This window comes from Telluria sp. ZB4P37, assembly GCF_059685855.1.
This window is the reverse complement of the sequence record NZ_JCASID010000013.1, coordinates 1-21,069: the sequence shown is the minus strand read 5'-3', so window position 1 is coordinate 21,069 and position 21,069 is coordinate 1. Positions and strand designations below refer to the sequence as shown.

Sequence of the window (21,069 nt, the reverse complement as noted above, 5' to 3'; positions counted from 1 at the left end):
CCACCAAGAACAGGATTATCGCAGGTGTTGCCGTACGGCTAGAAGCGAAACAGGGTGTGAAAGACCCTCTATTTGCTGTTATGTGCGTGGAAGCCACTCAGCAGCAAGCTGGGCGAGGACGGACAATTGACGAGCCGGCAAACAATTCCCTCACCCGGGCTCGTTCCCGACCTGGCTGCCCCAGCCCGGCGGCCCTGCCCGCTCCTGCGCGCGCTGGTAGCTGCTGTCGAAAATCGACGCCGCCACCACGGCCAGGTCGCAATCGCCATAATCGACGATGACGTCGCCGGCGTTCGCGCGCAGGGTGCCGCGCCCGCCGGACAATGCAATCTCGATGGTCGCGCTGCTGCGCCAGGCCCACACGGCCTTGTGGCGTTTGACATACGACCCGTTATCACCCGCCTGCAGTGGCGCGACCGGATCGTAGGAGGCGAAAAAGCGTGCCCGCGGGACCGGCCAGCGCTCTTTCTCAATGCCTGACAAAATGGCATCCCCGGCCTGGTAGCGCACCTCGCCCTCGCGGGTCGTGACGCTGCCGTCCCGCTCGGCGAACTCGACGGTAACCGGCAGCGGGCGCTTCACGGCCAGGAAGGCTCCCGGCTGGCCGGCGATGTCGAACGCGCTCATACCAGCTCGAGCGGCTGGTCGGCCATCAGCTCGGCCCATGCATCGTGCTCGGCATACATGGTCGCGGCGGCTTGTACGGCAAGGGCGCGCAGGGCCAACGGATCGCCACTGCCGCGCACGCCTTGGATCAGGCGCTGCAGCATGTCCAGCCGCTGGCACATGCGTCCCGAATTCTTGGCAAGGCGCTGCAATTCCGCCTTGGACGCAATCCCGTGCATGGCGGCGGCAAGCGCCGGAAGGAATGCGGTCAGGAAGAGCGGCCAGCGCGCGCCATGGAGCACATCCGTCGGCAGCAAGGCGCAGTTGGCACGCAGGATGCCGGGCGGCGCATGGCAGTATTCCACGATCATGTGAAAGCCCACCCACAGCACCACCACGCAGAACACGCATGCGATCGCGTCGCGCAGACGGTGGTGGGTCTGCTCGTAGCGGCCCCTGCTGCGCTGGTGATAGGTTTTCTGGTCCTCGATCAAGGCATCCAGGCTGTCCACGAGATCGGCAAACCGCGTCTTGACACAATGCCGGCCCTCCTCGCCCGGTATGCCCGCATCGCGCAGCAGCTGAATCACCAGCCAGTGGAAGGGCTTGTCGAGCACCGGCTGCGGCCTGTGGGTGGCGTCGTATTTCCAGACTCCGCGATGCAGCAGCGGCAGGCTGGCGAGCAGTGGATGCAATAGCGCGCTCAAGCGCAGGGCTTCGGCCGACTGGCGGAAATGCACCCATCGGTCGTGATTGGTCATTTGCCGGTGACGATTACCGTAGACCGTCAAGCCGATCAGCGCCACCAGCAGCAACTCGATCAGCGGCCAGGCATTCCAGGACAGCCATACCTGTCCCGCCACCGCGGCGAATACCGCCAGGCTAGCCGCCAGGTTGACCACCACGACCTGATCGCGATGGCTGTACGCCGCATAGGTCGCCGCCCGGTCGATCCGGTCGAACCATTCCCAGGTCGCGGCGCGCAACCGGCTCTGCTCCACCAGTTTCGCCGGCCCGCGCTGCTCTTGTACCGGGCTGAAAAACTTGACCTTCCAATTGCCGAACAGCGTGAGGAACAGGGTATAGAACATGCCGTGCCAGGTTGCGCGCCGGCCCGGATCGCCGTAGCGAAGCAGCAGCATCGCATCGATCGCCACCGTCTTCTCGAGATTCCAGTAGACAGCGAGCCGTTCCTCCATCCTTGCTTCCAGTGCGGCCGGTTCGACCTGGTCAACAAAGTCGTTGGCGATCCGCCGCACCTGCTCCTCGTCCTTGCCCAGAGTGGTAACGGCCCACTCGTCGAGTCCCCGGGGCCTGAGGATGTGGGTCCCGCCGGCGTCCGCGGCGCTCATGTCGATCCATATGATCGGCGTGTGCCGGCAAATGGCTTCGACCAGGATGCCGTCGCGCTCCGCCGAGTAATCACTCAGCGGAGCGCCATGGCAGAGCACCACCATCGCATCGGCGTAGCCAAGCTTGGCTTCGTCGGCGGCCTCCGCGGCGGTATCCGGGGAGGCACAGGCTTTTTCCATGAGCAGTGCGACACGGTCCGGAGGCAAGCCGCTCTCGGCCCAGGACGGGGCCAGGACATGCCGTTCGCACCCGTATTTTTTTGCAATCTCCGCCGAGCTGGCATCGATGTCGGCGGCGGCGCCGGTGATGAGCCGCAACTGCGCACCTTGCTGCAAGGCCACGTGCTGAAACTTGCGGATGACCTGGTCAAGCACGCCAAGGACGCGCTTCTTGCGGTCCGCATCGTCGGGTAGCCCGGTATCGCGCGCTGCCATCACCCAGACATTGCGGGCTTGCCGCCTGAACGGCGGTGTTGGCTTCTCATCCATCCCTGTACCCGTGCTCATGGGGGAACCGTATGCCGTTCCGCAGTGATTTTCATCACGCCGCCGACCATGCGCAACTGCAGGACTTCGCGCACCCGCCCTTGGCGTTCTGTTTCAGCATTGCTGGCGGTGATATCCACCGTAAAAGCAAGATAGGCAACCTGTCCGTTCTCGGCGAATTCGTGTTCGATTTCACTGCTTATCTGGAAGCGGATGTTCGGCCACGCACTGTACAGGTCCTGCTTGTCCCTGAGCACGAACTGTGCGCCCCGTCCGACGCCGAGGTAGTCCACACCATCGTCGTAGAGCGCGAGGATCTGCCCGATGTTGCGGCGGTTATGGGCGATGACGAACTTGATAGGAAACAGCTGGAGATCATCGATGTTGATCGGCTGCGGTGCAGGCGCCGCCGGCGCATCCGGAACAGCGGGCGGGACGGGATCGGCCTGTGCCTGCGTGGTGGACGGCCCGCTGGTGTTCGCCGGGCCGGTGTCGGAAGCTGCACCGACGCGAGGCGGCGCGGGGGCAGGCGGGGTGCCGGCAGCAGCCTCGCCGCCGGAATTGGCCTGCACCGGCCCGGCCGTGGGCGGCTCCACCACCGGCGCGGGATCCTGCTGGCTGGTTTTCTGTTCCGGTTCGACCTTGCCCGATTCGGACACCAGGCCGACGACCAACAGGAAGAAAAACATCAGCGCCCCACCCAGCGCCACGTGGCGCCACTTGCCCCAGCGCTGGCCGGGAGGAGCTTCATTCCAGCCCCTCGGCGCACCTCCGGCGCCGTTCGGGTAGATCACCGGTTCAGGTACAGCCGGTGGTGGTGGCTGCGGCGGCGCCTGCGGCGGCGTGCGGGGCGCCGACCGCCTGGTCAGCGTGGCAAGGAGTTCCTCATAGCCCTGCTGGTATCCGGCAGTAAAGTCGATGTACTGGATCCGCTTCAGGCGAAATGGTATTTCGCACGGATGCAGCAGGATCGGGACGACCCGTTTCTCCTCGCCGAGGGTGTAATACACCTCATCGAGGACGTTGAACGAATTTACCGAGGCAGGCGACAGCACCACCACCAGGCAGGAACAGCCCTTGAGCGCACCTTCGACCGATTGGTCCCAGCGCGCGCCTTTCGGAATGTCGAGCTGGTCGACCCACAGCTCGACACCGTCCACGCGCAGTGAACTGGCGATTTTGAGGACGAACTCGGCATCGCTGCGTGCGTAACTGAAGAAGACCCTGCCCTGCGCGCCAGGGGGCGCACCGCTTTCGTTGCCGGGTCTGGAAGCTTCATCGCTGCTGTCATGAGACGTCATCGCTGCGCCTGAGATCAAGGCTTACCCTGACAACGATGTCCGACACATCCGCCGCCATGTCGCCCCTCCGCCTTGTCGTGAGCGCCGCTCTACCTGAGTTCGCTAACAGCAGGGTGAAACGCGTGAATTATCACGTTACACTAGGCCTGAAACATGTAGACGCTTTGCGCCACCGCAAACGTACGGTGCCGGGCGCACAAAAAAGCGAGATGCTCGTTGGGATATCCCAGATGCCGCGGACTTCACGGGTCAGCCGGCCAGTTCGGCCACCGCAAACGGCATCCCATGCCTGTCGCGGTTCGACAAGGATGGCGCACTCGCCAGCGGCCAGCGAATCGCCAGCTGTGAGTCGTCCCAGGCAATGCAGCGCTCATGCTCCGGGAAATAATAATCGGTCGATTTGTAGACGAACTCCGCCCCCTCCTCCAGCGCCAGGAAACCATGCGCAAAGCCTGGCGGAATCCACATCTGCCGCTTGTTCTCCGCGCTCAGGATGTTGCCGACCCATTGCCCGAAGGTTGGCGAACTGCGCCGCAGATCCACCGCCACATCGAACACGCTGCCGGCGATCACGCGCACCAGCTTGCCCTGCGGGTGCCGGATCTGATAATGCAGGCCACGCAACACATTGGCCGCCGACTTCGAATGGCTGTCCTGCACGAACTCCACCGGCCGCCCGAGGATCTCTTCGAAGCGGCGCGCGTTGAAGCTCTCGAAAAAGAAACCGCGCTCGTCGCCGAACACGCGCGGCTCGAGCAGCAAGACATCAGCAATAGGCTGGGGCGTGGCAATCATGGGATGACGTTCGGCTCACTCAGCACGCGCATCAGGTACTGGCCGTAGCCGTTGTTCTGCATCGGCGCGGCCAGTTCGGCGAGCTGGGCGGCGCTGATCCAGCCCATGCGGTAAGCGATCTCTTCCGGGCAGGCGACCTTCAGGCCCTGGCGCCGCTCGATGGTGGCGATGAAATGACTGGCGTCGAGCAGCGACTCGTGGGTGCCCGTATCGAGCCAGGCGTAGCCGCGGCGCAGGATCTCGACCTGCAGCCGGCCCAGTTCCATGTAGGTGCGGTTCATGTCGGTGATTTCCAGTTCGCCGCGCGCGGAAGGAGCAAGCGTACGCGCGATCTCGACCGCCTCGCCGTCGTAGAAGTACAGGCCCGTCACCGCATAGTTCGAGCGCGGGGCGCGCGGCTTTTCTTCCAGGCTGATGGCGCGGCCGTCAAGCCCGAACTCCACCACGCCATAACGCTCCGGGTCCTGCACGTGGTAGGCGAATACGCTGGCGTCCTCGCGATCGGACGCGCGGTGCAGCATGTGGTACAGGTCATGGCCATAAAAGATGTTGTCGCCCAAGACCAGCGCCGAGGGGCTGCCGGCCAGGAAGTCCGCGCCGATCAAATAGGCCTGGGCGATGCCGTCCGGGGACGCCTGCACCGCATACGAGATGTCGAGGCCGAAGCGCGAGCCGTCGCCGAGCAGCTGCTCGAAGCGCGGCGTGTCCTGCGGGGTCGAGATGACGAGGATTTCCTGGATCCCGGCCAGCATCAGGGTACTGAGCGGGTAATAAATCATCGGCTTGTCGAACACCGGCATCAGCTGCTTCGACACCGCCAGCGTGGCCGGGTACAGGCGCGTGCCGCTGCCGCCGGCCAGGATGATGCCTTTGCGCTTCATGGTTTTCCTTGTTCTGCCAGTTCGGCGATCAAACGGTTGACGTGGTGGCGCCAGTCGGGCAGCGCCAGGCCGAAGGCGCTGCGGAACTTGGCGGTATCGAGTAGCGAATTGGCGGGACGCGCGGCTGCCGCGCCCCAGTCGCGTGCGGCCACCGGCGTGACCTGTTCCGGCGTGGCTTTCAAGCGGGCCCCGTGGGCCAGCGCTTGCGTCACGACGTGGCAGGCGTAGGCATGCCAGCTGGCCTGGCCCGACGCAGTCAGATGATAGGTTCCCGATAGCGGCAGCGCGGCGCTGCCCATGCTGGCGATGCGGTGCAGCGCCAGCGCGGTGGCATCGGCCAGCAGTTCCGCGCTGGTCGGCGCCCCCGTCTGGTCGGCGACGACATCGAAAGGCCGGCGCTCCCTGGCCAGGCGCAGGATTATCTTGGCGAAGTTATCGCCGTGCCGCCCGAACACCCAGCCGGTGCGCAGGATCAGGTGGCGCGCGCCGCTGGCGCGGATGCGTTCTTCGCCTTCGAACTTGGTGCGGCCATAGACCGACAGCGGGTTGGCCGCGTCGGTTTCCAGGTAAGCGCCCTCCTTGCGGCCGTCGAACACGTAGTCGGTCGAGTACTGCACCAGCCAGGCGCCGCAGGCCTGCGCTTCCTCGGCCAGCACGCCTGGCGCCAGCGCATTCACGCGATGGGCCAGCGCTGCGTCGGTTTCGGCGCGGTCGACCGCGGTGTAGGCGGCGGCGTTGACGATGATGTCCGGCTGCCAGGCGCGCACGCAGGCGCGCAGCGCATCAAGGTCAAGCAGGTCGGCGTCAAGGTGGCCGAGCGCGCGCAGTTCGCCGAGGGGCGCCAGCGCCCTTCCCAGCTCCCAGCCCACCTGGCCATCCTTGCCGAACAAGAGGATGTTCATGCCTGGTAGTGCCCGGAAATCCACTCGCGGTAGGCGCCGCTGGTGACGTTCGCCACCCAGTCCGGGTGCGCCAGGTACCAGGCGACGGTTTTGCGAATCCCGGAGTCAAACGTCTCCGCCGGGCGCCAGCCGAGTTCACGCCCGACTTTGCTCGCGTCGATCGCGTAGCGGCGGTCGTGGCCCGGGCGGTCCTTCACGAAGCTCACCTGGGCCGCGTAAGGCGCGCCGTCCGCGCGCGGGCGCAGCTCGTCGAGGATCGCGCAAATGATATGGACGACGTCGATGTTTGCCATCTCGTTGCAGCCGCCGATGTTATAGGTCTCCCCTACCCGGCCGGCGTCCAGCACGCGGCGGATCGCGCTGCAGTGGTCCAGCACATACAGCCAGTCACGCACCTGGCGCCCGTCGCCGTACACCGGCAGCGGTTTCCCGGCGAGGGCGTTGTGGATCACGAGCGGGATCAGTTTTTCCGGGAAGTGGAAAGGGCCGTAGTTGTTGGAACAATTCGTGGTCAGCACCGGCAAGCCATAGGTATGGTGCCAGGCGCGCACCAGGTGGTCCGATGCGGCCTTGCTGGCCGAATAGGGGCTGTTCGGCGCGTAGGGGTGGTCTTCGGTGAAGGCTGGCGCATCAGGTGCGAGCGAGCCGTAGACTTCGTCGGTGGAGACGTGCAGGAAGCGAAAAGGCGCGCGCTCGTTTTCCGGCAGTTCGGCCCAGTAGCCGCGCACCGCTTCCAGCAGCTGGAAGCTGCCCGTCACATTGGTGTCGATGAAGGCGGCGGGACCGGCGATCGAGCGGTCGACATGGCTTTCGGCGGCGAAGTTGAGCACCGCACGCACCCGGTGTTCGCGCAGCAGGCGCCTGACCAGTTCACCATCGCCGATGTCCCCGCGCACGAACTGGTGGCGCGCGTCGCTTTTGACGCCGGCCAGGTTGGCCAGGTTGCCGGCATAGGTCAGCTTGTCGAGGTTGACGACCGGCTCGCTGTCCTGCGCCAGCCAGTCGAGCACGAAATTCGAACCGATGAAGCCTGCGCCCCCGGTCACAAGGATGGTCATACGCTACCCGCGTTCGTTGAATCCGGGCATGCGCCCGCCAACCCGGATTATGGCGCTTTTACGCCACTTGTGGGAGGCTCAGAGCCCGCGCTGGATGAAGGAGGAGTTCGGCTGCTCGAGCACGATGTTCTGAATCGGCTCCGGACGCTTCGCGCGGCGGCGGCGCGCCCACCAGGCCGAGACCACGAAGGCATACACCGACAGGTACAGCATGAAGCTGGCCAGCACGCCCTGCAGCAGGGCTTCGGGCATGTCGGCGAAGCGCACCGCCAGCATGGCCGGCACGACCGCGACGGCCCACGAGAACGGCGACACGCAGGCATTGCGCAGCGGCGCCGGCAGCGCACGGAAATAGCGCGCCGCGATCGCGGTTTTCACCAGGCTGTGCAAATGCCAGCTGTCCGGATGGCCCGGATGGCGGCGGCACCACAGGCGGCGCCCGATGGTGAACAGGGTTTCGAAGATCGGGTAAGCGCAGGCCAGCAGCGGCGCCCAGGGCGAGACGCCCGGGTTGCGGTAGACCAGCATGACCGACAGCCAGGACAAGAGGAAGCCGAGCAGGTAGGCCCCGCCGTCGCCCAGGAACAGCTTGCCGAAGGGAAAATTCACCACGAAAAAGCCGGCGGTGACCGCGCAGACGATGAAGCACAGTTGGGCCAGTTCTGCGTCGCCCGCGTTCTGGGCAATCAGGCCGACCGCCGCCATGCCGATCAGGACGGTGCCGCTGGCCAGGCCGTTGAAGCCATCGATGATATTGACCGCATTGGCCACGCCGCCCACCGCAAAGGCCGTGAACAGCACCGAGAACGGCAGCCAGGCCAGCAGCGCGTCGAGCGGCTCCACGCCGCTGGATACCAGGCTGATGCCCGTGAGGCCCCAGCAGCAGACGCCGCTGGCCATGGTGGCGAGCAGGCGCGCCCGCACCGAAACATTGCCGGTCAGGTCTTCGGCCAGGCCGAACACGAAGGCGGGCATGGCGGCCACCAGCACCGGCAGCAGCAGCTCCTGCTGGCCGCCCGGCAGCGCGCCCAGCGTCAGCCACAGGCCGAGCATGATGGCGGCGCCGCCGACGCGCGGCGTCGGGGTGATATGGAATTTTTGTACGCCTTGCGTCGCGTCGAGCGAATAGCGGCCGTGCCAGCGCGTCGTCAGGACGAGCAGCAGCGAACAGGCCAGCGTGATGGCGAAGCCGAGCTCGAGGCCGGCGTAGGGGAGATTAAAAATACTCATAGAACCACTTTGTTAACTCGTCAATTCTATCGCATTTCAAATTCACCAAGGCCCAATCGTGTTACAAGCTGTTTCACAAGCAGTGAATGCAAGTCTTTGATTGTGAAAGAACAATTAAACGATTCTAAGAAGTTTGATTATCCACAATCAAGCTTCCTGAAACTTCTCATAATATTTCTCCACAATTTGTTACACTTTTCTTGCAGAAACTTTATTGCTGAGTAGCGCAGCAACTCATGAAAGATGGTCCATGGCTTCCTGTCTCCGGCGCCCTGCCACCTTGCGCTTTTTTCTACTATTTTTTCTGACGCTCACTGCAGCGGCGCAGGCCCAGCCGGCGACCGGACTGGCCGAACTGCGCACCCGCCAGCTCGAAGCGGAAGCGCGCCAGGCGACCGCGGAAGCCGAGCGCGCCGAGCTGCTGGCGCGGCTGCCCCCAAGCCAGTCCAAGGTCCTGGCCGGCAGCGTGGATACGCGCCAGTTCGGCGCCGCCGGGCTGGTGCGCGCCTTCGACCTGGCGCGCGAGCTCGCGCTTGATCTGTGCACGCGTCTGCCCGCCGGCCGCCCGGCCGCCCTCTACGATCCGGTCACGGCCCAGGGCATGGTGGCGGCGCGCACCGTTGACAGCGCCCTCGCCCGCCTGTCCAGCGACATGGCGACCAAGAACAAGGAGCTCCAGCTCTATCTCGACACCAACCGCCCGCCCGGCTCGGGTGCGGCCGCGCTGCCGCTGGCGGTGCTGGCCGTGGTGCCGGCGGTCGTGCGCGCCGGTGCCGATGTCGCCGCCCTGCTGCGCAGCGACGTCGCAGCAAGCGGCATCGGCTATGGCGAAGGCGCGCGCAGCCTGTTTGCCAGCGCACTGGCGCAGGCTTGCCCGGGCAGCATCAGCGGGCTGGGCGCGGGCTATCTTGGCGAGCTCGACTGGGCGCGCTACGAAAAGCTGCTCGGCCGGGTCGGCGCGCTTGCCGGGCACCGCGCGGCCTACGCCGGGCGCATCGCCGAGCTGCAGGGCCTGCTGGATGCCGCCAAGGGCGAGCAGAAGAAGGAATTCGCCGCCGTGGCCCAGGCGGCGCTGGCGCAGCTCAAGCTCGTCGATACCTTCGTCGACTCGCTCAAGGCCGGCGAGGCCAGCGACAAGAGCCCGCTGTTCAATGCCGCCCGCTACCTCGGCTACAGCGAACGCACCGCGGGCAGCCTGGTGCTGGACGCCGACCTGCGGCTGGAAGGCTTGAGCATCGTGAAGGAAAACCTGTTCACCGGCCAGCACCTGCGCCTGTCCGGCGTGGCCTTCCTCTGGTACCGGCTGCACGAGCCGGACGGGCGGCTGCTGCAGGCCGAGGCGCTGCGGCGGATCACCCGGCCGGTCGAGATCGACCTGCGCGGCTCGGGCGCGCCGGACAGCTTCTGGTCGGGCCGTTAACCCCCGGCCTTCTTCACCGCCTGGTCGATCGCGCCGAATACCGACTTGCCCTTCTCATCCAGCATCTCGATGCGGATCGTGTCGCCGAAGCGCATGAAAGGCGTGCTGGCCTCGCCGTCGGCGATCATTTCCAGGCAGCGCTGCTCCGCGATGCACGAATAACCCTTCTTTGCATCCTTGTTCGACACCGTGCCCGAGCCGACGATGCTGCCGGCGCGCACGTTGCGGCTCTTGGCCAGGTGGGCCACCAGTTGCGGGAAGTTGAACACCATGTCGGTGCCGGCATGCGGCTGCCCGACCAGGTGGCCGTTCCAGGTCGAGCGCAGCGGCAGGTGGACCTTGCCGCCGCGCCAGGCGTCGCCCAGCTCATCCGGCGTAATGGCGACTGGCGAAAAGCTGGTGGCGGGCTTTGACTGCAAAAAGCCGAAGCCCTTGGCCAGCTCGTCGGGGATGAGGTTGCGCAGCGAGACGTCGTTGGCCAGCATGAGCAGGCGGATCTGGCCGTGGGCTTCGTCGGGCGTGGCACCCATCGGCACGTCGCCGGTCACCACCGCCACTTCGGCCTCGAAATCGATGCCCCATTCCTCGTGCGCCAGCACGATATCGTCCATCGCCCCCAGGAAATCGTCACTGCCGCCCTGGTACATCAACGGGTCTTCCCAGAACGACGCCGGCATCTCGGCCTTGCGTGCGCGCCGCACCAGTTCCACGTGGTTCACATAGGCCGAACCGTCGGCCCACTGGTAGGCGCGCGGCAGCGGGGCCATGCAGTTGGCCGGATCGAAATCGAAAGGACGGCGGGCATGGCCCTCGGCCCTGCCCTCGTTGAGCAGCAGGTAGAGGTCGTGCAACTGGGGCGCGATGAAGGCCCAGTCGTCGAGCGCGGCCTGCAATGTGGGCGCGATGCCGTCGGCGACGTGGGCGGTCTTCAGGTCGCGCGAGACGACCAGCAATTGGCCGTCGCGGCTACCGTCTTTGAGTGTGGCGAGTTTCATGACAGGCTCCTGTGGCAACCCGCCATTCTAATCGCCAGAGAGCGCCTGACAAGACCCAGGGGAATTTTCAGGCGCTCTTAATACTTGACCATGACGCCGGCGCCTATGCTTCGCTGGAAATAGTTATAGTCGATCAGGCTCTGGCCATAGCCCGAGAACCAGTTGACATAGCCCTTGAGCGGCCCGGCCAGCGGGAAGGCCCAGCCGAGCTGGGTCGCGCCCTTGTTCGTGTGCAGGTTTCGGCGCAGCAGGGCCGAGAACTCGTGCCCGTCCATGCGGTAGGTGCCGCTCAACTCGGCGTGGCCGAGGTAGTCGAGGATGTCCGGGTTGTTGTCTTCTTCGATCGACTCGTGGACCCGCTTCCAGACGCGCGCACTCATGCTCAACGGACCGCGTTCCAGGCCGACCTGGGCATAGAAGCGGTTCCAGCTGCGCGACAGGCTGGACGACTGGCCATTCGACTGGTGGGTGAAGCCCAGGTTCAGGAACTTCACGTTGGTGTCCAGCACGCTGAAGTTCAGCGGCGTCACCAGCATCAGCTCGGGCTGGTAATTGGTTTCGCGGAAAGGACTGGACGATTCGCGGTTGGCGGCCTGCCAGAAACTGTTCTGGGTATAACCGAACCACAGGTCGACCGGCAGTTCGAACGCGGTCTCGACCAGCTTCATCTTGAAGCCGAGCTGGAATTCCAGTTCGGCGTGCGAGAGCTTGCCGTTGAAATCCTTGGCGCGGAAGGGCTCGTAGGGCGACTCGTTCGGCCGGTAGCTGCGGTTCGCAGTCAGGTAGTTCGGGTTATGCGGGCGGAACACGAAGGTGCCGCGACGGTGTTTCTCGTTCAGTTCCCAGTGGACGTCCGTGGTGTAGTCGGCAGCGGCTTCGACGGCGGGGTCGATCGAGCCGGCCTCGTCGGGCTGGGGCTTGACCGGGAAGGCGGTGGGCTGCATGGCCGGCGTGGCTGCGGCGCTTGCACTGACCACGGATACGGCCGGCGCATTGATTGCGCCATGGGCGGCGGCCAGGCGGTCGAAGCAGGCAAGGCGCCGGATGGTGTCGGCGACCTGGGCGCAGCTTGTTAGCTGGGAGGGGAGTTGCTGGGCGGTGGCGGGTACGGCTAGCAGGAGCGGTAATAGTGTTGCGGGAATCGATTTCAAATGCATGGGACTTTCTTCGGAAACGGCTGAACGGCCGTGATGTCAATGACATTACGGATTCTCAACAGTTTCGTGGAAATGGCGGATGCGTGTCGCACGGGTTACTGCAGTGCAACAATCGTCGCTCGTAGCGTGGGCAGATTCTGCCCACGCGGTCAGCCAGCGGCAAGATCATCGCGCCCGGCATTTCACCCGCTAACTATCACCGCGTGGGCAAGGAACTTGGCCACCTTACGGGATAGTGGCTACATTGATGGAACTAACAACTCCAGCTGTTCCTTCTCGAGGAAGCACCACTCCCCCTCCTGCAGCCCCAGTGCTTCCAGCGTCAGAGCGCCGATCTGCGACCGGTGCAGCGCACTGCAATGGTTTCCCGCCGCAGCCAGCATGCGCTTGACCTGATGGTACTTGCCCTGCTCCAGCACGATCTCGAGCAGGTGCTCACCGCGCTGCACGCACGACAGGGCCTTGAGCGGCGCCGGCTCGTCGTGCAGCTGCACGCCGGCCAGCAATTGCTCCACCAGCTCAGGCGTCACCGGCTCGGCGGTCGTGGCCTGGTAGACCTTGGGCACGTGGCGCTTCGGCGAGGATTGCGCGTGGATGAAGGGGCCGTCGTCGGACATCAGGAGCAGCCCGGTGGTGTCGTGGTCGAGCCGGCCGACAGGCTGCACTTCGCGCCAGGTGAACTGCTCAGGCAACAAAGTCAACACGCCAGGGTGGTGGCTGGGCTTGCGCGAGCATTCGAAATTGGCCGGCTTGTACAGCGCCAGGTAGAGGTGCTCGCGGTAGCGCCATTCCTCGTCGAAGACCGTCAGCACCAGGTCGGCGGTATCGAAGGTGGCCTTGTAATTGTCCTCAAGCGTGCCGTTGACCGACACGTCGCCGTCCTCGATCAGGGCGCGGCAGTATTTGCGGGTGCCGAAACCCTGCGATTGCAGGATGCGGTCGAGGGAAAGTTTGCTCATGGGGCGCCACTTTACCAGAACGGACTGGCCCGAACTAGCCGGACCTCCCCGGCAGTCCCCTAGCCCATCCGCGTAAAGATTCCTCCCCCCGCAGCCGGAATAGCCCGCATGGGTTCGTGCATACGCTCATTTGACAAACGTCAAGCTTCGAAAATTTTCTATTGATACACTTCAACGCGTTAGGAATCCGCCTAACGGCCCGAGGCAATCTTTACAGCAGACTGTCCTCGCATCGAAGAATAGGACATGACCGTGCATACCGACGCGCAACTGACCAACAAAGCATTCCCGCCACGTAATAACACTGCGGAACGGCACCGGATTGCCCAATTTTACGTTTCCGGATTTCCGGCCCAGCTTGCCCTGGCGCGCTGGCAATATGGCGGCGAGACACCCCACCTGCATCCGGGCGTGCCTCCCCTGCGCGCTGCCTTCTACGCAGCGGCGCGGCACGACTTCCAGGCCTGGCTCGAGTGCGGCGGCTTCCACGCGGCCGACGACCAGGCTGCCGACGCGCCCGTGTGCGGCCAAACTTTTCTTCCTCTCAAGTCTCAGGATGTGCCGAATGGCGATACCCAGCAAGTCGATGCCTGCAACTAAGAACAGCGCTCAGGGATGGCCTGCAAATGAAAACGACGGCCGGAGCCGCCGTTTCCTTCCTGGAAAGGAACACAACTGTGAGGAATTGAATTCTCTCGAGCCGCACCCGAAGTGCAGTATGGGGGCGCGTCTTTCAGTTGGGGATCTTCACACAATCTTGCAGTGTGGCCTGCCCGTCCCGTAAGTCGCTACACACAATATAGAACAAGTAACGCAGGATGCAAGCAAAATGTCATCGTAATTGCGGTACCGCGCCCCGGTAAGCGGCATTGACGGCCCCGTTGCCCACCGCTGCGCCGAACTTTTTCAGCACCCGCTCCGGCAAGCCTTCGTGGGCGGTGTAGTCGACAATATCCTCGGCCTTGACGATGTCGCGCGCCACGGTGTCGACCGTGCCGAAGCCGTCGGCCAGGCCCATCTCCACGGCTTTCGCCCCGGTCCAGTACAGGCCCGAGAACATGTCCGGGGTTTCTTTCAGGCGCTTGCCGCGCCCGGCGCGCACCACCGAGATGAATTGCTGGTGGATGTCGTTGAGCATGGCCTGGGCGTGCGCCTTGTGCTTGTCCGACTGCGGGCTGAACGGATCCAGGAAACCCTTGTTTTCGCCGGCCGTCAGCAGGCGCCGCTCGACGCCGAGCTTTTCCATGGTGCCGGTAAAGCCGAAACTGTCCATCAGCACGCCGACCGAGCCGACGATCGAGGCCTTGTTCACATAGATGCGGTCGGCCGCCGACGCAATGTAATAGCCGCCCGAGGCGCACATCTCGTCGACCACCACGTACAAAGGCTTGTCCGGATAGCCGCGCTTGAGACGCTGGATCTCGTCGACGATAATGCCGGCCTGGACCGGGCTGCCGCCGGGGCTGTCGATGCGCAGCACTACGGCCGCCGAGCCGGAATCGGAGAAGGCCTTGTTCAGCGAAGGAATCACGGTATCGGCCGCGCCGCCGCCTTCTGCTTCGATCTCACCATCAATTTCGATTAAAGCGGTATGGCGTCCGAGATTTTCGTCGCCGCCCAGGCCGAAGGTGGAATCGTAATAGGTTAGCAGGGCAATAATGCCCAGCAACAAAAATCCCAGCTTGAAGAAGATGCCCCAGCGGCGCGCGGCGCGGCGTTCGCGCACGGTGGCGAAGACCAGCTTTTCGAGCGTCTCGCGCTCCCAGTTGCCCGCGGTGGGGTTGGCGGCGAGCCGTTTTTCGGCTGGCAGCTCGGCTTGATGATCGTGACTCGGTTGGTCGCTCATAGGTTCCAAAATCGGTTCCACATTCTTAAACTGTCTCGCCCGCTGTCGGGGCCTGCACCATCGCATCGGGCTGCCACCAGATGCCGTCATCGTGCTCGAGCACGGCGATCGGCCGCAGCCGCCCTCCCCGGCACGGGCCGCCGGCGCACGTGCCGGTATCCGGTTCGTACATGGCGCCGTGGGTGGAGCACATCAGGTACAGCCCGCTGGACTCGAAAAAATCGCCCTGTGACCAGTCGAGCTCGATCGGCACATGGGCACAACGGTTCAGATAGGCAAATGGTTTACCATCATAACGTACCACGAAGCCCGTGGTTGGCTGCCCATAGGCAATGACCGGGAAGCGCACGCCCTTGCCGCCATCGCGCAGCGCGGCGGCTTCACAGACGAAGATGCCGCGATCTTCCACGATTATCCCACCATCCTCATGCATTCTCCAGCAGCCAGGCATGCAGTTCGGGAATTGACTTGGCCGAGAACAATGGCCGGCAGGCTTGCAGCTGGTGCACCGGATGGGCGCCGAACTCGACCGCGACGCCGGAGGCGCCGGCATTGGTCGCCATCATCAGGTCGTGGGTGGTGTCGCCGATCATGACGGTGCGGCGCAAGACCTGGCCCAGTTCGCGGGTGAGTTCCTGCAGCATGGCCGGATGCGGCTTGGAGAAGGTCTCGTCGGCGCAGCGGGTGGCATCAAAGGTCGAGAGCAGCCCGGCCGCGTTCAGCGCGCGGTTCAGGCCGACGCGGCTCTTGCCGGTCGCCACGGCGAGGAAATAGCCTTCCTGCTTCAGTTCGCGCAACATCTCGCGAACGCCCTTGAACAGCACCAGTTCGTGGTCCTTCGTCAGGTAATGGTAGCGGTAGCGCTCGACCATGCGCGGGTACATGGCCGGCTCGATGTCCGGCATCACCGCCTGCATCGCCTCTGACAGGCCGAGGCCGATGACATGCGCGGCCGAGGCGTCGCTCGGCACCGGCAGGCCGAGGTCGCGCGCCGCCGACTGGATGCAGCGGACGATGGTCGCTGTGCTGTCCATCAGCGTGCCGTCCCAATCGAAGACGATCAGGTCAAATTGCTTTCTTGGCATTGTTGTCGACAGGGTTGCTGCCGGCTCCTTATGTATTGATCACTATGCAAATGTGGCATTCATGCCACGGGTTGCCCCAAGCTTACCAAGAATCGGTCGCACTCGGCAGGCAAAGCCGCGCGCAGCGTCATTTGCTGGCCGGTGTCCGGATGCGTGAACGTGATCTGGTGCGCGTGCAGGAACATGCGTTTCAGGGCGCCGCGGGTGGCGGTCCCCTTCTGCAAGGCCTTGTTGAACGGGAAATCGCCGTATTTGTCGTCGCCCAGGATCGGGAAGCCGCTTGAGGCCAGGTGCACGCGGATCTGGTGGGTGCGCCCGGTTTTCAGCTCGGCTTCCAGCAAGGCGAACTCCTGCCACTTGCGCTTCAAATTGAAGACCGTGTGCGATTCCATGCCGCCGGCCTGTACCACGACGCGGCGCTCGCCGTCCGCCGTCGTGTATTTATGCAAAGGAAGCTTTACATGCTGGCGCTTGTTGATCCAGTCGCCATGCACCATCGTGAGATAGCGCTTGTCGGTATGGCCGTCGCGCATCTGCTCGTGCAGGTTGGTCAGCGCGGAACGCTTTTTTGCCAGCAGCAGCAGCCCCGAGGTTTCGCGATCCAGCCGGTGCACCAGTTCCAGGAACTTGGCCTGCGGGCGCGAGGCGCGCAGTTGCTCGATCACGCCATAGGATACGCCCGAGCCGCCATGCACGGCCACGCCGGCCGGCTTGTCGATGACGAGCAGGTGCGTGTCTTCGAACACGATGTCGAATTCGGCGCCTGGTGCCACCTGGCTACTGCTCTTCTCGGCGATGCGGATCGGCGGGATGCGCACCACGTCGCCTTCGACCAGCCGGTAGAGCTGGTCGATGCGGCCCTTGTTCACCCGCACTTCGCCCGAGCGCAGGATGCGGTAGACGTGGCTCTTCGGGACGCCTTTGCAGATGCGCAACAGGTAGTTGTCGATGCGCTGGCCGGCTTCTTCTTCGGTGATGGTGAGGAACTGCGCCTGTAGTGCTTGCTGTGATGAAGGGGGAACAACATCGTTTTGTATCGCCATTCGCATTGTCTTCCCAGAAATTCTCTCTAAGTCCTTCATTTTGAATATATAATCGACAGGCGGCGGTCAAACCTCTGCTGGTGTAAGAATTAAAACGATATTTTACACAGGGGCGCGCTCCATCGGCCCCGCCAGAGTGCAAATCGATGGAAAAAACGTGTACGCACATTCAGGCGCGAATCAGGGTTGCACCTGCAGTTGTAATCGGGTTGCGCGCGTGAGTGCAGGATTGGATTGTTTGGATTTATAAGGATAAGTACCAGCAAGCCGCCCCGTTTGGCGGCTCGCCGGTTGATGGTGTCGATAACGCTTGTCGTTGTGGCCCGACCCGATGGTGGCTTCACCTGAAGGCTTGAGAATAAAGGCTGGTTGATCGCCTCGGCATCAAGGTCCCGGTTGTTCGCTTGCCTCGGTCTGGCTCGTTGTTGCACACCGCCTCGCTGTTCCCGCCGTGCCCACCCCAACGTGGTGGCAGTCGGAAGCAGTTGCAGGTTGCGGCGTGCGTAGACAATGACGTTCGGCTCCATTTGCGCCCTGTGCGGCCGCGACGCTACGCGTCGCCGTGTCCCATGCCCGGGTATTCCCCCCTCCAACATTCTTTCTCCGCGTACATCCCCATGTACTTTCGCCGCGTCTTACAAACGCGGCATGACACGGCCCCCGGGCCGCGGAGTTTATAAAAATGAAACGTATGTTGTTTAACGCTACGCAGCAAGAAGAGCTGCGCGTAGCGATCGTCGATGGACAGAAACTGATCGACATCGACATTGAGACTGCAGGACGCGAACAGCGCAAGTCCAATATCTACAAGGGTGTCATCACCCGCATCGAACCCTCCCTCGAAGCCTGCTTCGTCAGCTACGGCGAAGACCGCCACGGTTTCCTCCCCTTCAAAGAAGTCGCTCGCACGTATTTCCGTGACGGCGTCGACGTACGCAACTGCACCATCAAGGAAGCGCTGCGCGAAGGCCAGGAAATCATGGTCCAGGTCGAGAAGGAAGAACGCGGCAACAAGGGCGCAGCCCTGACCTCGTTCATCTCGCTGGCGGGCCGCTACCTGGTCCTGATGCCGAACAACCCGCGCGGCGGCGGCGTGTCGCGCCGCGTCGAAGGCGAAGAACGCCAGGAACTGCGCGAGACGATGGACAAGCTCGACCTGCCGCAGGGCATGTCGGTGATCGCCCGCACCGCAGGCATCGGCCGCAACGTCGAAGAACTGCAGTGGGACCTGAACTACCTGATGCAACTCTGGCGCGCGATCGAAGGCGCCGGCAAGTCGGCCGGCGGCGCCTTCCTGATTTATCAGGAGTCCTCGCTCGTGATCCGCGCGATCCGCGACTATTTCCAGCCTGACATCGGCGAAGTCCTGATCGACACCGACGACATCTTCGACCAGGCCCAGCAGTTCATGAGCCACGTGATGCCGGACATGGCGCACCGCGTCAAGCGCTACAGCGACGACGTGCCGCTGTTCTCGCGCTTCCAGATCGAACACCAGATCGAAACCGCCTACGCGCGCACCGTGCCACTGCCATCGGGCGGCGCGATCGTCATCGACCACACCGAAGCACTGGTCTCCATCGACGTCAACTCGGCCCGCGCCACGCGCGGCTCGGACATCGAGAACACCGCCTTCAACACCAACTGCGAAGCGGCCGACGAAGTCGCCCGCCAGCTGCGCCTGCGCGACCTGGGCGGCCTGATCGTGATCGACTTCATCGACATGGAAGTCGCCAAGAACCAGCGCGAAGTCGAGACCCGCCTGAAAGACGCCCTGCACCACGACCGTGCACGCGTCCAGATGGGCAAGATCTCGCGCTTCGGCCTGATGGAACTGTCGCGCCAGCGCCTGCGTCCGTCGCTGTCGGAAGGCTCGCATGTGACCTGCCCGCGCTGCTCGGGCACCGGCCACATCCGCGATACCGAATCGTCCGCCCTGCAAGTCCTGCGCATCATCCAGGAAGAGGCGATGAAGGAAAACTCGGCCGCGATCCACGTGCAGGTGCCGGTGGATGTCGCCGCCTTCCTGCTCAACGAGAAGCGCGGCGAAGTGCTCAAGATCGAGAGCCGCCACCGCATCACCGTGATTCTGATCCCGAACAAGCACCTCGACACGCCGCACTACAAGCTCGAGCGCATCAAGCACGACGACCCGCGCCTGGAAGACTCCCACGCCAGCTACACGATGGCGGAATCGGCCGACACCGACATGGCTTACGCCAAGCGCCAGAAAGAAGAAGCCAAGCCGCGCCAGGAAGCCGTGGTCAAGACCATCACCCCGGCCCAGCCGGCCCCGATGGTGGACCGCAGCGAAGCTGCCAAGCCGGTCAAGCCGGTCGCTGCCGCCCCGGTTGCAGCGCCAGTCGCCGCCCCGGCGCCTGCCGAAACGGGCTTCTTCGCCCGCATCCGCAAGTTCTTCATGGGCGAGCCGGTTCCACCGGCACCGGCGCCGGCGCCTGCCGTGGCCGAGAAGCCGGCCGCAACGGTAACCGGTGATCGCGGCGAACGTGGCCAGCGCGGCCGCAACGGCAGCGGCCGTGGCGCCAAGGGCGGCCGTGACCGCAGCGAGCGTGACGCAACCGGCAAGAGCGACGAGACCGTGAAGGCCGCGGAACTCGAAGGCAAGCCGGCACGTCCACCGCGTCCTCCACGCGAACCGCGCCCACCGCGCGAGTCGCGTGAAGGTGCCGAGGCCGCACCAGCCGCACCGCGCGCCGAGCGTGGCGAACGTCCGGAACCGGGCGAGCGCAAGGAACGCGCACCGCGCCAGCCGCGTGAGCGCGGCGAGCGCGCCGCGGCCCAGCCGGTCGAAGCCAAGGCAGAAGAGCTGAAGCTGCACGCCACCCCGGTGCCGGCGATCGAGACCGAACTGTCCACCAGCACCCCGCACGGCGACGTGCTCGAGCACGCGGTGAAAGTCGCCTCGACCGGTCCTGCCGGCGAGGAACTCGACGCCGACGGCGACGAGCCACGCCGCCGCCGCCGCCGCGGTGGCCGCAACCGCAACCGCCGCGACCGTGACGGTAGCGAGGGTAGCGAGGCCATGGAAGGTGCTGAAGGCGCACCGGCCTTTACGCCAGTTGCCGACGAAGAAGCAGCGAAAGTAGCTGCCCAGGGTCGTCCGCCAAGGGCCAAGCAGGCCGCGGCATCGACCGAGCCGGCACCGTGGGCATTCCCAACCTCGGCGTCGGTGGCTGCTGCTGCCGCTGCCAAGGCGCAAGCCGAGGCGCCTGTTGCTGCTCCGGTTGCCGCTGCTTCGGCGCCAGCTGCTGCTCCTGCTGTTGCACCGGTGGCGACTGCTGCCGGCGAAGCGGGTGCATGGGCCTTCCCGACCGCTGCGTCGGTGGCGGCAGCGCAAGCTGCGGCCGCTCCGGCTGTCGAAGTTGCTCCTGCTCCTGCTCCTGCTCCTGCTCCTGCTCCGGTTGCTGCAGCGCCGGCACCTGTGGAAGTTGCTCCGGCACCTGTGCAAGCTGCTCCGGCACCGGTTGCAGCCGCGCCAGCGCCCGTGGCGCCAGCCCCGGTCGCACCTGCACCTGTCGTCGCCCAGGCTCCGGTGAACATGGACGACGTGCTGTCCAAGGCCGGCCTGCAACTGGCATCGACCGATCCGGAAAAGCTGCGCGCCGCACAGGAAGCCGCCGCCCAGGCCGCGTCGACCCAGCGCGTCGGCCGTGCCCGCAAACCGGTGGTCGTACCGGTGGACGAGCCGCTGATCCAGGTGGATACCAGCCGTCAGTAAAGTCGTGATGTAGAACGTTAAGAAAGGGGAGCTTCGGCTTCCCTTTTTTTCGTTTGTACTGATGGGTACATACGGAAAACTGGGTTCCCGCCTTGGGGCACTGCTGTCCAAGATAAGTGGCAGATGAGTTGCCAGGGGCTACCGAAGATGAGTTGCTGAAGGGTATCGGGAGGGGGTTGCAGGTAAAGGTTTAGGGTTGTAAAAACCCCGAGTT

At 64.4% G+C, this 21,069-nt stretch carries 18 protein-coding genes; 3 read left to right on the top strand and 15 right to left on the bottom strand.

Going from position 1 to position 21,069, the window contains the following annotated elements:
* Positions 1-150: 150 nt before the first annotated feature.
* From AC56K1_RS18150 to AC56K1_RS18115, 8 genes are all read right to left on the bottom strand, one after another.
* On the bottom strand, positions 151-627 hold the full coding sequence (locus tag AC56K1_RS18150; protein ID WP_497159200.1) for a PGDYG domain-containing protein: 477 nt from the start codon (positions 625-627) through the stop codon (positions 151-153).
* A complete protein-coding gene (locus AC56K1_RS18145; protein WP_497159199.1) occupies positions 624-2,447 on the bottom strand; it encodes a hypothetical protein in 1,824 nt (607 codons plus the stop codon). Before AC56K1_RS18145 ends, AC56K1_RS18150 begins: the two co-directional genes overlap by 4 nt.
* A 14-nt stretch (positions 2,448-2,461) precedes the next feature.
* Entirely contained in the window at positions 2,462-3,745 is a 1,284-nt protein-coding gene (locus AC56K1_RS18140) for a TIR domain-containing protein (protein WP_497159198.1), read from the bottom strand.
* 249 nt (positions 3,746-3,994) lie between these two features.
* Entirely contained in the window at positions 3,995-4,540 is a 546-nt protein-coding gene (rfbC, locus tag AC56K1_RS18135) for a dTDP-4-dehydrorhamnose 3,5-epimerase (RefSeq protein ID WP_497159197.1), read from the bottom strand.
* On the bottom strand, positions 4,537-5,421 hold the full coding sequence (gene rfbA, locus AC56K1_RS18130) for a glucose-1-phosphate thymidylyltransferase RfbA (protein WP_497159196.1): 885 nt from the start codon (positions 5,419-5,421) through the stop codon (positions 4,537-4,539). The genes rfbC and rfbA overlap by 4 nt, the downstream gene beginning before the upstream one ends.
* Complete coding sequence (gene rfbD, locus AC56K1_RS18125; RefSeq protein WP_497159195.1) at positions 5,418-6,323, bottom strand: dTDP-4-dehydrorhamnose reductase; 906 nt, start codon at positions 6,321-6,323, stop codon at positions 5,418-5,420. The genes rfbA and rfbD overlap by 4 nt, the downstream gene beginning before the upstream one ends.
* On the bottom strand, positions 6,320-7,381 hold the full coding sequence (gene rfbB / locus AC56K1_RS18120; RefSeq protein ID WP_497159194.1) for a dTDP-glucose 4,6-dehydratase: 1,062 nt from the start codon (positions 7,379-7,381) through the stop codon (positions 6,320-6,322). Before rfbB ends, rfbD begins: the two co-directional genes overlap by 4 nt.
* Positions 7,382-7,459: 78 nt before the next feature.
* Positions 7,460-8,611: an MraY family glycosyltransferase gene (locus AC56K1_RS18115; RefSeq protein WP_497159193.1), complete on the bottom strand. Its 1,152-nt coding sequence runs from the start codon at positions 8,609-8,611 to the stop codon at positions 7,460-7,462.
* Between the two features lie 250 nt (positions 8,612-8,861).
* On the opposite strand from AC56K1_RS18115, the gene AC56K1_RS18110 reads away from it, so the two are divergent.
* Positions 8,862-10,031, top strand: coding sequence for a hypothetical protein (locus tag AC56K1_RS18110; RefSeq protein ID WP_497159192.1), 1,170 nt, complete (start codon positions 8,862-8,864; stop codon positions 10,029-10,031).
* On the opposite strand, the gene AC56K1_RS18105 is transcribed toward AC56K1_RS18110, so the two are convergent.
* The 3 genes from AC56K1_RS18105 to AC56K1_RS18095 all read right to left on the bottom strand — a co-directional run bounded on the left by AC56K1_RS18105 (position 10,028) and on the right by AC56K1_RS18095 (position 13,142).
* Positions 10,028-11,026 carry a fumarylacetoacetate hydrolase family protein gene (locus AC56K1_RS18105; protein ID WP_497159191.1) on the bottom strand — a complete coding sequence of 333 codons (999 nt, stop codon included), beginning with the start codon at positions 11,024-11,026 and terminating at the stop codon, positions 10,028-10,030. The genes AC56K1_RS18110 and AC56K1_RS18105 overlap by 4 nt on opposite strands.
* Positions 11,027-11,103: 77 nt before the next feature.
* Positions 11,104-12,183 carry a phospholipase A gene (locus AC56K1_RS18100; RefSeq protein WP_497159190.1) on the bottom strand — a complete coding sequence of 360 codons (1,080 nt, stop codon included), beginning with the start codon at positions 12,181-12,183 and terminating at the stop codon, positions 11,104-11,106.
* Between the two features lie 239 nt (positions 12,184-12,422).
* Positions 12,423-13,142: a pseudouridine synthase gene (locus AC56K1_RS18095; protein WP_497159189.1), complete on the bottom strand. Its 720-nt coding sequence runs from the start codon at positions 13,140-13,142 to the stop codon at positions 12,423-12,425.
* Between the two features lie 246 nt (positions 13,143-13,388).
* On the opposite strand from AC56K1_RS18095, the gene AC56K1_RS18090 reads away from it, so the two are divergent.
* The gene (locus AC56K1_RS18090; RefSeq protein ID WP_497159188.1) at positions 13,389-13,742 is read left to right on the top strand and encodes a hypothetical protein; all 354 of its coding nucleotides are present in this window, start codon (positions 13,389-13,391) and stop codon (positions 13,740-13,742) included.
* A 232-nt stretch (positions 13,743-13,974) separates the two neighbouring features.
* On the opposite strand, the gene AC56K1_RS18085 is transcribed toward AC56K1_RS18090, so the two are convergent.
* From AC56K1_RS18085 to AC56K1_RS18070, 4 genes are read right to left on the bottom strand one after another with little or no spacing between them, the layout of a single operon-like run.
* Positions 13,975-14,988 (bottom strand): S49 family peptidase, encoded by a 1,014-nt coding sequence (locus AC56K1_RS18085; RefSeq protein ID WP_497159187.1) that lies wholly within the window; start codon positions 14,986-14,988, stop codon positions 13,975-13,977.
* Between the two features lie 25 nt (positions 14,989-15,013).
* A complete protein-coding gene (locus tag AC56K1_RS18080; RefSeq protein WP_497159186.1) occupies positions 15,014-15,397 on the bottom strand; it encodes a Rieske (2Fe-2S) protein in 384 nt (127 codons plus the stop codon).
* A gap of 16 nt (positions 15,398-15,413) precedes the next feature.
* A complete protein-coding gene (locus tag AC56K1_RS18075) occupies positions 15,414-16,073 on the bottom strand; it encodes an HAD-IA family hydrolase (protein WP_497159185.1) in 660 nt (219 codons plus the stop codon).
* A 59-nt stretch (positions 16,074-16,132) separates the two neighbouring features.
* Entirely contained in the window at positions 16,133-17,116 is a 984-nt protein-coding gene (locus AC56K1_RS18070; protein ID WP_497159184.1) for an RluA family pseudouridine synthase, read from the bottom strand.
* Between the two features lie 682 nt (positions 17,117-17,798).
* On the opposite strand from AC56K1_RS18070, the gene AC56K1_RS18065 reads away from it, so the two are divergent.
* On the top strand, positions 17,799-20,855 hold the full coding sequence (locus tag AC56K1_RS18065; RefSeq protein ID WP_497159183.1) for an Rne/Rng family ribonuclease: 3,057 nt from the start codon (positions 17,799-17,801) through the stop codon (positions 20,853-20,855).
* Positions 20,856-21,069: the final 214 nt, after the last annotated feature.